General features: G+C 72.0%; 15 protein-coding genes. 4 read left to right on the top strand and 11 right to left on the bottom strand.

Annotated features, from left to right (window positions below):
• Window positions 1-60: 60 nt before the first annotated feature.
• The 3 genes from ACIRYZ_RS06510 to ACIRYZ_RS06520 all read left to right on the top strand — a co-directional run bounded on the left by ACIRYZ_RS06510 (window position 61) and on the right by ACIRYZ_RS06520 (window position 4,650).
• Window positions 61-2,253 carry an MMPL family transporter gene (locus tag ACIRYZ_RS06510; protein ID WP_402940332.1) on the top strand — a complete coding sequence of 731 codons (2,193 nt, stop codon included), beginning with the start codon at window positions 61-63 and terminating at the stop codon, window positions 2,251-2,253.
• Between the two features lie 317 nt (window positions 2,254-2,570).
• Window positions 2,571-2,777 carry a cold-shock protein gene (locus ACIRYZ_RS06515; protein ID WP_380614299.1) on the top strand — a complete coding sequence of 69 codons (207 nt, stop codon included), beginning with the start codon at window positions 2,571-2,573 and terminating at the stop codon, window positions 2,775-2,777.
• A 169-nt stretch (window positions 2,778-2,946) separates the two neighbouring features.
• Window positions 2,947-4,650, top strand: a complete 1,704-nt coding sequence (locus ACIRYZ_RS06520; RefSeq protein WP_402940335.1) for a DEAD/DEAH box helicase — start codon at window positions 2,947-2,949, stop codon at window positions 4,648-4,650.
• A 107-nt stretch (window positions 4,651-4,757) separates the two neighbouring features.
• Here the strand turns inward: ACIRYZ_RS06520 and ACIRYZ_RS06525 are convergent, their stop codons facing one another.
• The gene (locus ACIRYZ_RS06525; protein WP_402940561.1) at window positions 4,758-5,135 is read right to left on the bottom strand and encodes a hypothetical protein; all 378 of its coding nucleotides are present in this window, start codon (window positions 5,133-5,135) and stop codon (window positions 4,758-4,760) included.
• 320 nt (window positions 5,136-5,455) lie between these two features.
• Between ACIRYZ_RS06525 and ACIRYZ_RS06530 the strand changes: the two genes are divergently transcribed.
• Window positions 5,456-5,872, top strand: a complete 417-nt coding sequence (locus ACIRYZ_RS06530; RefSeq protein ID WP_402940338.1) for a hypothetical protein — start codon at window positions 5,456-5,458, stop codon at window positions 5,870-5,872.
• A gap of 9 nt (window positions 5,873-5,881) precedes the next feature.
• Here the strand turns inward: ACIRYZ_RS06530 and ACIRYZ_RS06535 are convergent, their stop codons facing one another.
• From ACIRYZ_RS06535 to ACIRYZ_RS06580, 10 genes are all read right to left on the bottom strand, one after another.
• Window positions 5,882-6,610: a sirohydrochlorin chelatase gene (locus ACIRYZ_RS06535; RefSeq protein WP_402940341.1), complete on the bottom strand. Its 729-nt coding sequence runs from the start codon at window positions 6,608-6,610 to the stop codon at window positions 5,882-5,884.
• Between the two features lie 10 nt (window positions 6,611-6,620).
• The gene (locus ACIRYZ_RS06540; RefSeq protein ID WP_402940343.1) at window positions 6,621-7,514 is read right to left on the bottom strand and encodes an ABC transporter permease; all 894 of its coding nucleotides are present in this window, start codon (window positions 7,512-7,514) and stop codon (window positions 6,621-6,623) included.
• The gene (locus tag ACIRYZ_RS06545; RefSeq protein WP_402940563.1) at window positions 7,501-8,304 is read right to left on the bottom strand and encodes an ABC transporter ATP-binding protein; all 804 of its coding nucleotides are present in this window, start codon (window positions 8,302-8,304) and stop codon (window positions 7,501-7,503) included. Before ACIRYZ_RS06545 ends, ACIRYZ_RS06540 begins: the two co-directional genes overlap by 14 nt.
• 185 nt (window positions 8,305-8,489) lie before the next feature.
• Window positions 8,490-9,656: an aliphatic sulfonate ABC transporter substrate-binding protein gene (locus ACIRYZ_RS06550; protein WP_402940346.1), complete on the bottom strand. Its 1,167-nt coding sequence runs from the start codon at window positions 9,654-9,656 to the stop codon at window positions 8,490-8,492.
• Between the two features lie 248 nt (window positions 9,657-9,904).
• A complete protein-coding gene (locus ACIRYZ_RS06555) occupies window positions 9,905-11,227 on the bottom strand; it encodes a sulfate adenylyltransferase subunit 1 (RefSeq protein WP_402940349.1) in 1,323 nt (440 codons plus the stop codon).
• Between the two features lies 1 nt (window position 11,228).
• The gene (gene cysD, locus ACIRYZ_RS06560; protein ID WP_402940352.1) at window positions 11,229-12,185 is read right to left on the bottom strand and encodes a sulfate adenylyltransferase subunit CysD; all 957 of its coding nucleotides are present in this window, start codon (window positions 12,183-12,185) and stop codon (window positions 11,229-11,231) included.
• Window positions 12,182-12,763, bottom strand: a complete 582-nt coding sequence (gene cysC / locus ACIRYZ_RS06565) for an adenylyl-sulfate kinase (RefSeq protein ID WP_402940565.1) — start codon at window positions 12,761-12,763, stop codon at window positions 12,182-12,184. The genes cysD and cysC overlap by 4 nt, the downstream gene beginning before the upstream one ends.
• Window positions 12,764-12,810: 47 nt before the next feature.
• Window positions 12,811-13,512, bottom strand: coding sequence for a phosphoadenylyl-sulfate reductase (locus ACIRYZ_RS06570; RefSeq protein ID WP_402940354.1), 702 nt, complete (start codon window positions 13,510-13,512; stop codon window positions 12,811-12,813).
• On the bottom strand, window positions 13,493-13,672 hold the full coding sequence (locus ACIRYZ_RS06575; protein WP_402940357.1) for a hypothetical protein: 180 nt from the start codon (window positions 13,670-13,672) through the stop codon (window positions 13,493-13,495). The genes ACIRYZ_RS06570 and ACIRYZ_RS06575 overlap by 20 nt, the downstream gene beginning before the upstream one ends.
• Window positions 13,669-15,393: a nitrite/sulfite reductase gene (locus ACIRYZ_RS06580; protein ID WP_402940360.1), complete on the bottom strand. Its 1,725-nt coding sequence runs from the start codon at window positions 15,391-15,393 to the stop codon at window positions 13,669-13,671. Before ACIRYZ_RS06580 ends, ACIRYZ_RS06575 begins: the two co-directional genes overlap by 4 nt.
• Window positions 15,394-15,430: the final 37 nt, after the last annotated feature.

Raw genomic sequence — 15,430 nt, forward strand, 5'->3', positions numbered from 1 at the left:
GTCGCCCGGCGTCCCGTCCCCCAAGGGCTGCGGTGAACCATGCCCAGGAGGCATTCGAGCATGTTCCACCGACTAGGACACGTAGTCGTCCGTCGAGCCTGGTGGGTGATCGGCGCGTGGCTGATCGCCGCGGTCGCGATCATCGGGTCCGCTCCCGCGCTCACCGCCAGCACCGATGAGTCGTCCTTCCTGCCCAAGCACTACGAGTCCATCCAGGCGATGGACCTGCAGCAGAGGGCTTTCCCGTCCGACAAGTCGCCCTCCGCGCTGCTGCTCTTCGAGCGCACCGACGGCGGTCAGCTGGACGGGACCGACCAGGCCGCCATGGACAAGATCACCCAGGGCCTGGCCGACAAGAAGATCCCGCTGGTCGAGCAGGTCCTCCCGGTCTCCGAGAAGACGGGCTCGTACTCCAAGGACCACAAGTACGCGATGGCGCTCGTCGCCATCGACAAGACCAAGATGCAGTCGGACGAGTTCACCGACGCCGCCAAGAAGCTGCGTGACGACGGCAAGGAACTCGCCGCCGGCACCAACCTGAAGTACCAGGTCGGCGGCCCGGCCGCGACCGCGCTGGACCAGAAGGACTCCAGCAAGACGGCCGGCATGCTGATCGGCCTCGGCACCGTCGTGATCATCCTGCTCACGCTCGGGATCATCTTCCGCAGCCCGATCATCGCGCTGCTGCCGGTGCTCTCGGTGGTCATCTACTCGCTGGTCGCCACCGGTCTGATCGGCTTCGCGAGCGACTGGTTCGGCCTCAAGGCCGACAGCTCGATGTCGCAGATCCTGACCGTCGTGCTCTACGGCGTCGGCACCGACTACTTCCTGTTCCTGATGTTCCGCTACCGCGAGCGGCTGCGGGCCGGGGACAACCGCAAGGAGGCCGTGGCCAACGCGGTCGGCCGGGTCGGCGAGGCCATCACCTCCGCCGCCGGCGCCGTCGTGGTCGCCTTCGCCGTGCTCGTGCTGTCCAGCCTCGGCATGTTCAAGGCGCTCGGCCCGGCGCTGGCCATCGCCGTCGCGGTCACCGCGATCGCCTCGGTCACCCTGGTGCCCGCGATCCTGTGCCTGATCCCCGAGAAGGTCCTGTTCTGGCCCTCCAAGGCCTGGCAGCGCGAGCCCTCGAACGCCCGCTTCGCCGCCATCGGCCGCGGCGTGGGCCGTCGCCCGGCCGTCGCCGCCCTGGTCTCCGGCCTGGTGATGGTCGGCCTCGCGCTCGCCGCCCTCGGCTACAAGGGCACCTTCGACATGGCCGGCAGTTCCATGCCGAAGGACAAGGAGTCGATGGTCGTCCAGGACGCGATGATCAAGGCCTACTCGGCCGGCGCCGCCGACCCCACCCACGTCCTCGTCACCAGCGAGAACGGCAACAAGATCGACCTGGCCTCCCTCCAGGGCTACGTGAACGACCTCGGCAAGGTCGACGGTGTGGCCGGTGCCGCCATGCCGAACCCGGAGCGCGGCATCAGCAAGGACGGGCTCACCGTCGACGTCACCGTCGTCCTGAAGGACGAGGCGTCCAGCAACAAGGCCATCGACACCGTCGGCGAGGTCCGCAAGGTCGCCCACAGCGAGGCGCCCGCCGGCACCAAGGCCTACGTCTCCGGCACCTCCTCCGTGTACAAGGACATCAACACGGCGATGGTCCACGACTACAGCCTGGTCTTCCCGATCGCCGCGGTGCTGATCATGATCATCCTCGGCCTGCTGCTGCGCAGCGTGGTCGCCCCGTGGTACCTGATGGCCTCGGTCGGCCTCGGCTTCGGCGCCACTCTCGGCGCCACCACCCTGGTGTTCCAGAACATCAAGGGCGAAGCCGGTCTGATGTTCATGCTGCCGATCCTGATCTACCTGTTCGTGGTCGCGCTCGGCACCGACTACAACATCCTGATGATCGCCCGACTGCGCGAGGAGGCCCGCGAGGGCCGCGACCCCCACGAGGCGGCCAGCCAGGCGATCCGCCACGGCGGCCCGACGGTGGCCGCGGCCGGCTTCATCCTGGCCGCGACCTTCGGCACCATGCTGCTGGCCGGCAACACGATGATGAGCGAGATGGGCTTCTCGATCGCCATCGGCATCATCATCGCGGCCTTCGTGATGGCGATGTTCTTCACCCCGGCGCTCACCGCCCTGCTCGGCCGCCGCGCCTGGTGGCCCGGCCACGGCGACGCCAAGGGGCCCGGCCACGGCGAGGGCCCGGCCCCGCTGTCCGACGCCCACGGCATGCCGGAGCCGGCCGGCCGGCGCTGAACCGAGCGCTCGGTCACGGTCTGATCACGGGCTGAACCACAGGCGGCGCCCCGCTTCGGCGGGGCGCCGCTCCCCGCTTTCCCGGGGCGGCAAACGTGATCTTCCGGGCAGGAAACTCCCCGGTCAATCGGGGTACGACCGTGCTACAGTCGAAGCAGTTGCAGTTTTGGTTCCCATGAACGCTTGTGTGCGCCTGCTGGTCCCAACCAACAGGCGCATTTGTTTTGTCCGGTGTTTCAGTCTCCGGATGGGGATCGCGGCTACTTTGGGGATTCACGAGGTGTGAATCCCTGATGCCCCAATATGAGGAGACGGTTATGGCTACCGGCACCGTGAAGTGGTTCAACAGCGAAAAGGGCTTCGGCTTCATCGAGCAGGACGGCGGCGGCCCGGACGTGTTCGCCCACTACTCGAACATTCAGGCCCAGGGCTTCCGTGAGCTCGTCGAGGGTCAGCGCGTCGAGTTCGACGTCACCCAGGGCCAGAAGGGCCCGCAGGGCGAGAACATCCAGATCATCGGCTGACGTCAGCCACCACGCTGACGCGCGATCTTCTGATCTCGTGAAGCGGGGGCCCGCACCGCGCGACGGTGCGGGCCCTCGTTCATGCCGCCGAACGGCCGGGGCGGCGCACTCCAATCCGACGGCCGACCTGCCCGCGACAGCGGGCTGCCGACCGACGGACGGAGACCCCGTGACCACCCCTGCCCGCCCGCCCCGCGACCGCGGCGCCCGCGACAACGACCAGCACCGCCCGGCCGACCAGGGCCGCCGCACCGACCGCCCGCGCCGCGGCGGGGAGAGCGCCGAGCGCCCCCGCAAGCCGCGCAGCCGCGCCGGCGCCCCCAAGGCCGGCTCCCCGAAGAACGCCCGCACCGCCGCCGCCGAGCCCGCCGACTTCACCGTCGTCGAGGGCACCCCGGCCCGGCCCCCGGCGGCCACCTTCGCCGAACTCGACCTGCCCAAGGCGATCCTCAGCGCCCTCACCCGCGAAGGCGTCACCGAGCCGTTCCCGATCCAGGGCGCCACCCTGCCCGACTCGATCGCCGGCCGCGACGTCCTCGGCCGCGGCCGCACCGGCTCCGGCAAGACCCTCGCCTTCGGCCTGCCGCTGCTCGCCCGCACCGCCGGCCGCCGCGCCGACGCCCGGCACCCGCTGGCGCTCGTCCTGGTGCCCACCCGCGAGCTCGCCCAGCAGGTCACCGAGGCGCTCACCCCCTACGCCACCGCCGTCAACCTGCGGATCACCACCGTCGTCGGCGGCATGGGGATCAGCCGGCAGGCCAACGCGGTGCGCCGCGGCACCGAGGTCCTGGTCGCCACCCCCGGCCGACTGGACGACCTGATCGGGCGCGGCGACGTCAACCTCTCCGACGTCGCGATCACCGTCCTCGACGAGGCCGACCAGATGGCCGACATGGGCTTCCTGCCGCAGGTCAGCAAGCTGCTGGAGCAGGTCGCCGAGAACGGGCAGCGGATGCTCTTCTCCGCCACCCTGGACCGCAACGTCGACCGGCTGGTCAAGCGCTTCCTGAACGACCCGGTCACCCACTCGGTCGACCCCTCGGCCGGCGCGGTCACCACCATGGACCACCACGTCCTGCAGCTCGACCCCACCGACAAGGCCTCCACCACCGCCCACATCGCCTCCCGCGACGGGCGCGTGATCATGTTCGTGCACACCAAGCACGGCGCCGACCGGCTCGCCAAGCAACTGCGCGCCACCGGCGTCCAGGCCGCCGCCCTGCACGGCGGCAAGTCCCAGCCGCAGCGCAACCGGGTCCTCGACCAGTTCCGCGACGGCGACGTCACCGCGCTGATCGCCACCAACGTCGCCGCCCGCGGCATCCACATCGACGGCCTCGACCTGGTCGTCAACGTCGACCCGCCGATCGACCACAAGGACTACCTGCACCGCGGCGGCCGCACCGCCCGGGCCGGCGAGTCCGGCACCGTCGTCACCCTGGTGCTGCCCGAGCAGCGCCGCGAGGTCAACCGGCTGATGACGGTCGCCGGGATCCGCCCCACCGTCACCAAGGTCCGCCCCGGCGACGCCGACCTGGCCCGGATCACCGGTGCCCGCACGCCCAGCGGCGTCCCGGTCGCCGTGCTCGTCCCCGCCGCCGCGGCCGCCCCGGCCGTCGAGAAGCCCGCCGACGGCAAGGCCGCCACCCCGCGCCGCCGCCCCGCCAAGCGCTCCGGGCTGCCCGCCGACGTCGACATGAACGGCAACCCCCGCCGCCCGCGCCCCAAGCAGCGCTTCGGCGCGGCCGGCCAGGGCGAGCGGCCCCAGGCCGCCGGCTTCATCGGACGCTCCTCGGGCCGTGCCAAGCCCGGCACCGGCTCCAAGTCCGGCTCCAACTACGGGACCGGGCGCCAGCGGCGCAAGGCCGACTGACGGCTGCCGGAGGAGAACGACAGACGGTGACGGGGCCCCTCGGGTGAGGGGCCCCGGCCGTTTCCGGGCCCGGTGCCGTCATGCCGCCTGTCGTCTGCCGCCTGCCGTCAGGCCGTCGAGGCGGGCGCGGCACTCGCCACGGGCTCGGCTGTCGCGGCGGGCGCCAGCCGGCGCAACCGCTCCGCCGTCTCCGCGTCACGCGGCGCCATCACGATCAACTGCAGTCCCTCCGCGGCCGGCAGCACGTGCTGGTCGATCCGCAGCTCGCCCAACTCCTCGTGGCGCACCACATTCTCCGCGCCCGAATGCTCCGCGACCTGGTGCTCGTCCAGCCAGCGGTCCGCCTCCGGATGCTCGCCGCGCACGTGCTGGATCATCCGGCCCAGCCGGCGGCCCACCGCCGTCGCCTCCCCGCCCCGCTCGGCGCAGGAGGAACGCAGCTGCGCCGTCGAACTACCAGTATCCGTTGCTGATTCCGTAGGCAGATATCAGCAATCCGGGCATTACGGCCCGGAAGGTCCGTCACGGTCTCACCGGAGCGCGAGTTGCGCTTCGGTGTCCTGAGTACGGTCTCGCGCTTTCTCCTCGCCCCGCTGGCGGGGGAGGGGCTCGCCACCTGCCCGCCCCGCGCTCGCCGTGCGGCGGGTGCGGGTGGCGCGGGTCTTCCGGTCGGCTCCACGCGGTTTCGGCGCTTCCGCGCGCCGTCGCCCGTCCGTGTGGGGGCGGCTGACCTTGGGAGCGGGATCGGTGGCACGCTGTCGCCGCCGGGAGTCGGGCGAGGCCAAGGGTCCGAGTGGAGGGGCAGATGGCTGACAAGGGGGCGGAGCTCGAAACGATCGCCGAGCACTACGAGACGCATGAGCTGACCGAGGACGAGATCACGAACGCCGAGCCGGGCGAGCAGGTGGCTGCGGAGTCGGCGATGATCGCCACCTCGCTGCGGCTGCCCAAGCCGGTGATGGACGAAGTGCGGCGTCGGGCGCGGGAGCGGGGGCTGAAGCCGACGGCCGTCATGCGGGAGTGGATCGAGGCCGCCATCGCCGACGTGGACGAGCCGGTACCGCTCAGCGTGATCACCGCCGCGGCGGCCGAGTACCAGCACCTCAAGGCCGGGTCGAAGGAGCGCACGGCCCGGATCCTGCGGCATTTCGAGAGGGCTCGGAACTGGGAGGCGGTCGGTCGTGCCGAACGCCTGCATCGCACCGAGAAGCGCGAGCGTTGAGCGGGACCCTCAGGCGATGAGGGCGGGGACGACCGCCGCCGCCCGGCGGGCCTCGTCGTAGCGCTCCAGCAGCAGGGCGGCCAGCTCCGGGGCGGGGCCGAGGGTGTCGGCCACGGTGTCCGCCCCGCCCGCGGCCGCCGCGATGCGGTCGGGCAGCAGGCCCGGGGCCACCAGGTAGGGGGCGACCGCGGTGCGCTCGGCGCCGGCGGCACGCAGGGCGGCGAGGGCGTCGGGGACGCGCGGGCCGGAGGCCGAGGCGTAGGCGACCTCGACGGCGGCCCAGCCGCGGGTGCGGCGCCATGCGGCGGCGACGGCGCGGGTGGCGGCGTCGGCGGCCGGGTCGGAGGAGCCCGCGGCGGCCAGCACCACGCCCGTACGGGCGCGGACCGCGGCCGAGCGGACGTCGAGTCCGGCCTCGGCGAGGCGGCGGTCCAGGGCGGTCAGCAGCAGGGGCGAGGGACCCAGCACGTCGGCCACCGGCAGTGCGGCGCCGGCGGCCCGCAGGGCGGCGGGGATGTCGTGCTTGGCGTGGAAGGCCCGGTTGAGCAGCAGCGGGACGGCCACCGCGTCGTCGAGCCGGCCCACGACCTGGGGGATCCGCGGGGCGCAGTGGTCCAGGTAGGCGGTGGCGACCTCCAGGCCGGGCCGCTGCGCCCGCACCTGCCGTACCAGGGCGGCGACGGTCGCGGCGTGGCGCGGGTCGCGGCTGCCGTGGGCGATGAGGAGCAGGGCGGGCATCAGCGGGGCCTCACTTGGTGGCGGTCAGCAGGCCGCGGTTGCGCAGGACCCGGCGTTCGATCGGGGTGAACACCAGCAGTTCGATGGCGATGCCGACGAACAGGATGAGGATGATGCCGAGCAGGACGCCGGACATGTCGGAGAACTCACGCTGGTCCTCCAGGAACCGGCCGAGGCCCCGGCCGAGGTCGGGGGAGGAGGCGACCAGCTCGGCGGCCATCAGGGAGCGCCAGGAGAACGCCCAGCCCTGCTTGAGGCCGGCCAGGTAGCCGGGCAGCGCGGCGGGGATCAGCACGTGCCGGGCGCCGGTCAGGCCGGTGGCGCCGATGGTGCGTCCGGCGCGCAGGAACAGCGGCGGCACCTGGTCGATGCCGGCGACCAGGCCGTTGGCGATGGAGGGGACGGCGCCGAGCAGGATCACCGCGTACATCATCGAGTCGTTGATGCCGAGCCAGATGACCGCGGCGGGCACCCAGGCGACCGAGGGCAGCGACTGCAGGCCCTGCAGGACCGGGCCGATCGCGGTGCGCACCGGCTTGACCCGGGCGACCACCAGGCCGATCGGGGTGCCGATGACGACGGCGAGCAGGAAGCCGGACAGGCCGCGCCAGACGCTGGTCCAGATGATCGAGAACAGCGTGCCCTGGTACCAGAGGTCCTGCAGGGAGTGCCACACGTCCGCGGGGCTGGGCAGCTTGTACGAGGATGTGAGGTGCAGGCTGTACGCGCCCTGCCACAGCGCGAGCACGACCAGCACGCCGATCAGCGGCGGCAGCGCCTTGGTGCGCAGCACCTCGCCGAGTGAACTGCGCTGCGCGGAGACGGAGTCGAGGGCGTCGAGGCCGGCGCCGACGTCGGCGGTGTCGCTGTCGGGGCGGGACAGCGTGGTGTCAGTGCTGGACATGGCGACGGATCTCCCCACGCAGTTCTTCGGTGATCTCGATGGACAGGTCGGCCACGCCCGCGGACTCGATGCGGCGCGGCTGCGGCAGGTCGATCCGCCACTCGCGGGCGACCCGGCCGGGGCGGGAGGAGAGCAGCACGACGCGCTCGGCCAGGCGCACCGCCTCGCGCACGTTGTGGGTGACGAACAGGACGGACAGCCGGCGTTCGGCCCAGATCCGGGTGATCTCGTCGTGCAGCACGTCCCGGGTGATGGCGTCGAGGGCGGCGAACGGCTCGTCCATCAGCAGGACCTTGCTGCCCTGGGCGAGGGCGCGGGCCATCGCCACGCGCTGGCGCATGCCGCCGGACAGCTCGTGCACCCGCTTGCCGTACGCGCCGCCCAGGCGGACGAGTTCGAGCAGGCGCTCGGCCTCGGCGCGGCGTTCGGGGCGGGGGACGCCTGCCAGCTTGAGGGCGAGTTCGATGTTCTTGCCGGCGGTGAGCCAGGGGAACAGCGCGTGCTCCTGGAACATCAGGGCGGGGCGGCCGCCAGGCACCTCGATGGTGCCGCGGCTGGGTTTGTCCAGGCCGGCGACCAGGTTGAGCAGGGTGGACTTGCCGCAACCGGAGGCGCCGAGCAGGGTGACGAACTCGCCGGGCGCGACGTCGAGGGTGATGTCGTCCAGGACGTGGGTCTGCGCGCCCGGGCGGCCGAAGGACTTGTGCACGTGCGAGATCCGGACGGCGGGCGCGCCGCCGGGGGCGTCGACGACGGTGGCGTTGGCCTCGGTGGTCAGTGCCGGGGTCATCCGGGCACCTCCTGCGTGAGTGGTCATGGGCCCCTCCCGCCCGTCGGCGGGCCAGGAGGGAAAGGGCTGCGAAGCGGGGGCCGGGGTCCGGCCCCCGCCCGTCCCGGTGGGCATCGATCGGGGATCGACCGGGCGGGCGGGGGACCGGACCGCGGGTTCGGGGGTGAACTGCCGTATGCCCGGCGCTACTTGGCGCCGAGTCCGGCGTCCGCCACGGGGGCCTGGCCCTGTGCCGCGAGGACCTTGTTGAGCAGGGTGAGGTCGTAGATGCCGTCCAGGTTCGGCTTCTTGAGGAGCCCGGCGGTGACGGCGTGGTCGGCCTCGGCCTGCAGGGTGTTCGCCAGCGGGTCGTCGAGGAAGTCGATGTCGGCCCAGGCCGGGTCGAGGACGGCCGGCTCCAGCGCGTTGCCGGTGGCCTGCTTGATGGCCTCGTTGGCGTCGGCCTTGGCCTTGTAGGGGCTGGACTTGATGAAGGCGTTGGTGTTCACCGAGCCGCGCAGCACGGCCTCCACCACGTCCGGGTGCTCCTTGAGGAACTTCTGCGAGACGATGATGTTGGTGATCACGAACTTCTTGTCCGGCCAGACGTCCTTCTCGTTGAGCAGGACCTTCGCGCCGAGCGTGACCAGCTTGGAGGCGGTGGGCTCGGGCACCCAGGCGCCGTCGATGGAGCCCTGCTTGTAGGCGTCGGGGGTGACCTTGTTGTCGGTGCGCACCACGGAGACGTCGCCCGCGCCGGAGGTCGCGTCGACCTTGTAGCCCTTGCCCGCGAGGTAGTTGAGCAGTGCCACGTCCTGGGTGTTGCCCAGCTGCGGGGTGGCGATCTTCTTGCCCTTGAGGTCGTCCAGCGAGGCGATCTTCGCCGGGTTGACCACGAGCTTGACCCCGCCGGAGGCCGAACCGCCGATGATCTTCAGGGACTTGCCGTCGGACTTGGTGTAGCCGTTGATCGCGGGGGAGGGGCCGATCCAGCCGATGTCGATGGAGCCGGCGTTGAGCGCCTCGATCTCGGACGGGCCCGCGTTGAAGACCTGGGTCCTGATCTGCGTGGCGCCCAACTCCTTCTGGAACAGGCCCTCCTGGAGGCCGACCAGCGGGGTGCCGTGGGTCAGGTTGGCGAAGTAGCCGATCTTCACGGTGTCCGCGGAGAGCTTCGCGCCGGTGGAATTCCCGCCGGCGGCCGCCGAGTTGGCCTTGGTGTCCGAGGACTTGTCGTCCGCCTTCGACCCGTAGCCGCAGGCGCTGACCAGGCTCAGGGCGGCCAGCGAGGCGACGACGGCCGCCAGGCGGCGTCTGCTCCGCCCGGCATTGGGGCGGGAGAGGGTATGGGAGGGTGCCGGGTTCGGTGCCATGGTGGTGAGTCCTGTTCACGGACGGACCGTCAGGAGGCGGTCTCGGGCGGGAAGTCGGGAAGGTGGTGCGCGCGGCATCGAGGTGCCGGGGCAAGCCGGGCGGCTGTGGGGGGAAGACAGCCCGGTGACAGGGCGTTCTCAGCCCTGTCGGCCCACACATCGGGTCAAGCCGCCCTGGCCGCTGCCGAGGGCGCCGCTGCCGATGCGGCCGCCTTCCTTGTCCATGCCCGAGAACGCCTCGCTGGGCATCAGACCCAGTCCTCCTCGTCGGGTGCGTCGTTGGTGCGTACGGTCTCGAAGGCCTCGCCCGCCATCCCGGCGGTGAGGGTGGTGCCGTCGGCCGGGTCGATCAGCAGGAACGAGCCGGTGCGGCGGTTGTCGGCGTAGGTGTCGAGGGCCAGCGGCTCGGCGGTGCGCAGCCGCACGTGGCCGATGTCGTTGACGTTCAACCCCTCGGCGCCGGAGCGTCGTTCGAGAGTGTCGATGTCGATCCGGTAGGAGATCTCCTTGACCAGCGCGCGCACCGTGCGGGTGGTGTGCTTGAGCAGCACCTTGTCCCCGGCGCGCAGCGGCCGCTCGTTGAGGTGGCTGACGGTGGCCTCGATGTCCTGGGTGGGGGCGGGGGCCGCCCCGGCGGCGATCAGGTCGCCGCGGGAGATGTCGAGCTCGTCGGTGAGGCGGACGGTGACCGACTGGGGCGCCCAGGCGATGTCGCTCTGGCGGCCGAGCGCGTCGATCCCGGCGACCGTGCTGGTCCGGCCGGAGGGCAGCACCGTGACGCTGTCGCCGACGCGCAGCACGCCGGAGGCCAGCTGGCCCGCGTAGCCGCGGTAGTCGGGGTGCTCCTCGGTCTGCGGCCGGATCACGTACTGGACCGGGAAGCGGGCGCCCTCCTGGCTGGGGTCGGTGCCGACCGGGACGGTCTCCAGGTGCTCCAGCAGGGTCGGGCCGCCGTACCAGTCCATGTGGGCGGACGGCTCGACGACGTTGTCCCCGGCCAGGGCGGAGATCGGGACGGCGAGGACGTCGCCCACGCCGAGCGAGGCGGCGTAGGCGGTGAACTCCTCGGCGATGGCGGCGAAGACGGGCTCCGCGTAGTCGACCAGGTCCATCTTGTTGACGGCCAGGACGACGTGCGGCACCCGCAGCAGCGCGGCGACGGCGGCGTGCCGGCGGGTCTGCTCGACCACGCCGTTGCGGGCGTCGACCAGCACGACGGCGAGCTCGGCGGTGGAGGCGCCGGTCACCATGTTGCGGGTGTACTGCACGTGTCCGGGGGTGTCGGCGAGGATGAACCGCCGCCGGGGGGTGGCGAAGTAGCGGTAGGCGACGTCGATGGTGATGCCCTGCTCGCGCTCGGCCCGCAGGCCGTCGGTGAGCAGCGCCAGGTCGGGCGCCTCCTGGCCGCGGCCCAGGGAGACGCGTTCGACGGCCTCCAGCTGGTCGGCGAGCACCGACTTGGAGTCGTGCAGCAGTCGGCCGACCAGGGTGGACTTGCCGTCGTCGACGGAGCCGGCGGTGGCGAAGCGCAGCAGCGACGTGGCGGTGGCTTCCCGGGTGGTGCTGGTCATCTTAGAAGTACCCCTCGCGCTTGCGGTCTTCCATCGCGGCCTCGGACAGCTTGTCGTCGGCGCGGGTGGCGCCGCGCTCGGTGAGGCGGCTGGCGGCGATCTCGGCGATCACGGCCTCGATGGTGGTGGCGTCGGAGTCGACGGCGCCGGTGCAGGACATGTCGCCGACGGTGCGGTAGCGGATCAGCCGCCGCTCGACGGGCTCGCTGTCCTTGGGGCCGCCCCACTCGCCGGCGGTCAGCCACATGCCGCCCCGGGCGAAGACGTCCCGCTCGTGCGCGTAGTAGATCTCCGGCAGCTCGATGCCCTCGCGCTCGATGTACTGCCAGACGTCCAGCTCGGTCCAGTTGGACAGCGGGAAGACCCGCACGTGCTCGCCGACCGCGTGCCGGCCGTTGTACAGCGACCACAGCTCGGGGCGCTGGCGGCGCGGGTCCCAGGCGCCGAACTCGTCGCGCAGCGAGAAGACGCGCTCCTTGGCGCGGGCCTTCTCCTCGTCCCGGCGGCCGCCGCCGAACACCGCGTCGAAACGGTTCTGCTCGATCGCGTCGAGCAGCGGCACGGTCTGCAGCGGGTTGCGGGTGCCGTCCGGGCGCTCGCGCAGCACGCCGCGGTCGATGAAGTCCTGGACGTGGGCGACGTGCAGGCGCAGGTTGTGCTGCGCGACGACGCGGTCGCGGTAGGCGATGACCTCGGGGAAGTTGTGCCCGGTGTCGACGTGCAGCAGGGAGAAGGGCACCGGCGCCGGGTGGAAGGCCTTGAGCGCCAGGTGCAGCATGACGATGGAGTCCTTGCCGCCGGAGAACAGGATCACCGGGCGCTCGAACTCCCCCGCGACCTCGCGGAAGATGTGCACCGACTCGGCCTCCAGCGCGTCCAGGTGGGACAGCGCGAAGGGGCCCCTTGAATTTTCATTCTGGGCGTCGGTGCGGACCGGGCTGTCGGTCGCGGTGGTCATGCGAGACCCCTCTCGGTCAGGAAGGCGTGCAGCTCGGCGGCGGACTCGGTGACCGCGCGGCCCTGCGTCTGGATGCGCAGCTCCGGGTTGTCCGGGGCCTCGTACGGGTCGTCCACGCCGGTCAGGCCGGAGATCTCGCCGGCGGCCTGCTTGGCGTACAGGCCCTTGACGTCGCGTTCGGCGCACAGTTCGACGGGGGTGGCGACGTGGATCTCCAGGAACTCGGTGCCGGCCGCGGCGTGCCGCTCGCGCACGGCGGCGCGGGAGTCGGTGAACGGGGCGATCACCGGCGCGAGCACCTTGACGCCGTTGGCGGCGAGCTTCTCGGCGACGAAGCCGATCCGGGTGACGTTGGTGTGCCGGTCCTCGCGGGAGAAGCCGAGGCCCTTGGAGAGGAACTCGCGGATCTCGTCGCCGTCCAGGACCTCGACCCGGTGGCCCTCGGCGCGCAGCCGCTCGGCCAGCGCGAAGGCCAGGGTGGTCTTGCCGGCGCTGGGCAGCCCGGTCAGCCACACGGTGGCGCCGCGCTCGCAGGGGGCGGCCGCGCGGGCCGCCTCTGCGGCTCCATCGGCGGCCAGGGTGTGAGCTGTCACGGTGTCTTCCTTACGCGAGAAGTGATGGCTGATCAGAGGTGGATGCCGCACTCGGTCTTGCCGGAGCCGGACCAGCGGCCGGCCCGGGCGTCCTCGCCCTCGGCGGGCTTGCGGGTGCAGGACAGCGGCGAGCAGCCGATCGAGGTGTAGCCCTCCCACAGCAGCGGGTTGAGCAGCACGCCGTTGGCGGCGACGTAGGCGTCCACGTCCTCCTGCGTCCACCGGGCGATCGGGGCGATCTTGACCTTGCGGCGCTTGGGGTCCCAGGCCACCACCGGGGTGTTGGCGCGGGTCGGCGACTCGTCGCGGCGCAGCCCGGTGGCCCAGGCGTCGTAGCCGCCGAGGCCGCGGTTGAGCGGCTCGACCTTGCGCAGCGAGCAGCACAGGTCCGGGTCGCGGTCGTGCAGGTTCGGCCCGTGCTCGGCGTCCTGCTCGGCGACGGTCTTCAGCGGCGTGAGCGTGATGACGTTGACCGGCATGGTCGCGGCCACCGCGTCGCGGGTGCCGATGGTCTCCGCGAAGTGGTAGCCGGTGTCCAGGAACACCACGTCCACGCCGGGGAACACCGAGGAGGCGAGGTGGGCGACCACCGCGTCCTCCATCGAGGAGGTGACGCAGAACCGCTTGCCGAAGGTGTCGGCGGCCCAGCGCAGGATCTCCTGCGGCGTGGCCTCCTCCAGCTCGCGGCCGGCGTGGACGGCGATCTCCTCGTAGTCAGTCGTCGTGCCGCTCATGGGACGAACCCCCGTTGGTCGGTGACAGCAGGCCGAGGAACTTCAACTGGAAGGCGCGGCGGCAGCCGTGGCACTCCCAGGCGCCGTGCCCGGCCTCGGACGGGCGCAGGTCCTCGTCCCCGCAGTAGGGGCAGAAGAACGGAGCTGCTCTCTCGCTCACGACAGCTGCTCCTCGGTGGCCCGGGCCGCCCACTGGGCGAAGCGCTCGCCCTCGGCGCGGTCGCCCTGGTAGCGGGTCAGCAGGCGCTCGACGTAGTCGGGCAGGCCGGCGCTGGTGACCTTGAGACCGCGGACCTTGCGGCCGAAGCCGGCCTCCAGCCCGAGCGCGCCGCCCAGGTGCACCTGGTAGCCCTCGACCTGGTTGCCGTCCTCGTCGGTGACCAGCTGGCCCTTGAGGCCGATGTCGGCGACCTGGATGCGGGCGCAGGCGTTCGGGCAGCCGTTGATGTTGATGGTCAGCGGCTCGGCGAACTCCGGCAGGCGCTGCTCCAGTTCGTCGATCAGGGTGCGGCCGCGCTCCTTGGTCTCGACGATGGCGAGCTTGCAGTACTCGATGCCGGTGCAGGCCATGGTGCCGCGGCGGAACGGCGAGGGGGTGACCCGCAGGTCGAGCGCCTCCAGGCCGGCCACGACCGACTCGACGTGCTCCTCGGCGATGTCGAGGATCAGCATCTTCTGCTCGGCGGTGGTGCGCACCCGGTCGCTGCCGTGGTCGGCGGCGAGGTCGGCGATCCGGCCGAGCAGCTTGCCGTCGACCCGGCCGACGCGCGGGGCGAAGCCGATGTAGAACCGGCCGTCCTTCTGCCGGTGGACGCCGACGTGGTCGCGCCAGCGGGCGGCGGGCTCGACGGGCGCGGGGCCGTCGACCAGCTTGTGCTTCAGGTACTCGTCCTCCAGCACCTGACGGAACTTCTCCGCGCCCCAGTCGGCGACCAGGAACTTCAGCCGGGCGCGGTTGCGCAGGCGCCGGTAGCCGTAGTCGCGGAAGATGCCGATCACGCCGCCGTAGACGTCCGGCACCTGCTCCAGGGGGACCCAGGCGCCCAGGCGCACGCCCAGGCGCGGGTTGGTGGACAGGCCGCCGCCGACCCACAGGTCGAAGCCGGGCCCGTGCTCGGGGTGGACCACGCCGACGAAGGCGACGTCGTTGATCTCGTGCGCGACGTCCAGCAGCGGGGAGCCGGAGATCGCGCTCTTGAACTTGCGCGGCAGGTTGGAGAATTCCTTGTTGCCGATGAAGCGGCGGTTGATCTCCTCGATGGCCGGGGTGCCGTCGATGATCTCGTCCTGGGCGACGCCGGCCACCGGGGAGCCGAGGATGACGCGCGGGGTGTCGCCGCAAGCCTCGGTGGTGGACAGGCCGACGGCCTCCAGCTTCCGCCAGATCGCCGGGACGTCCTCGATCCGGATCCAGTGGTACTGGATGTTCTGGCGGTCGGTCAGGTCGGCGGTGCCCCGGGCGTACTGCTCGGAGACCTCGGCGACGGCCCGCAGCTGGGGGACGGTCAGCCGGCCGCCGTCGATGCGCACCCGGAGCATGAAGTACTCGGCGTCCAGCTCGTGCGGGTCCAGGATCGCGGTCTTGCCGCCGTCGATGCCTTCCTTGCGCTGGGTGTAGAGGCCCCACCAGCGCATCCGGCCGCGCAGGTCGGCGGGGTCGATCGAGTCGAAGCCCTGGTGCGCGTAGATCGTCTCAATGCGTGTCCGTACATTGAGACCGTCGTCGTCCTTCTTGAACTGCTCGTTGGCGTTCAAAGGGGTGAAGTGGCCCATGCCCCACTGGCCCTCGCCGCGGTGGCGGGTCACCTTGCGAGCCGCGGCGGGTCGGCGCGCGGCGGTGCGGTCGGCCGTGGGCTCGGCGGTCTCGGGGGAGGTGGCCATGGTGAAGTCCTTCGGGGCAGGTGGTGCTGGAGCCGGG

This window comes from Kitasatospora sp. NPDC101155, assembly GCF_044768305.1.
GTDB lineage: Bacteria > Actinomycetota > Actinomycetes > Streptomycetales > Streptomycetaceae > Kitasatospora.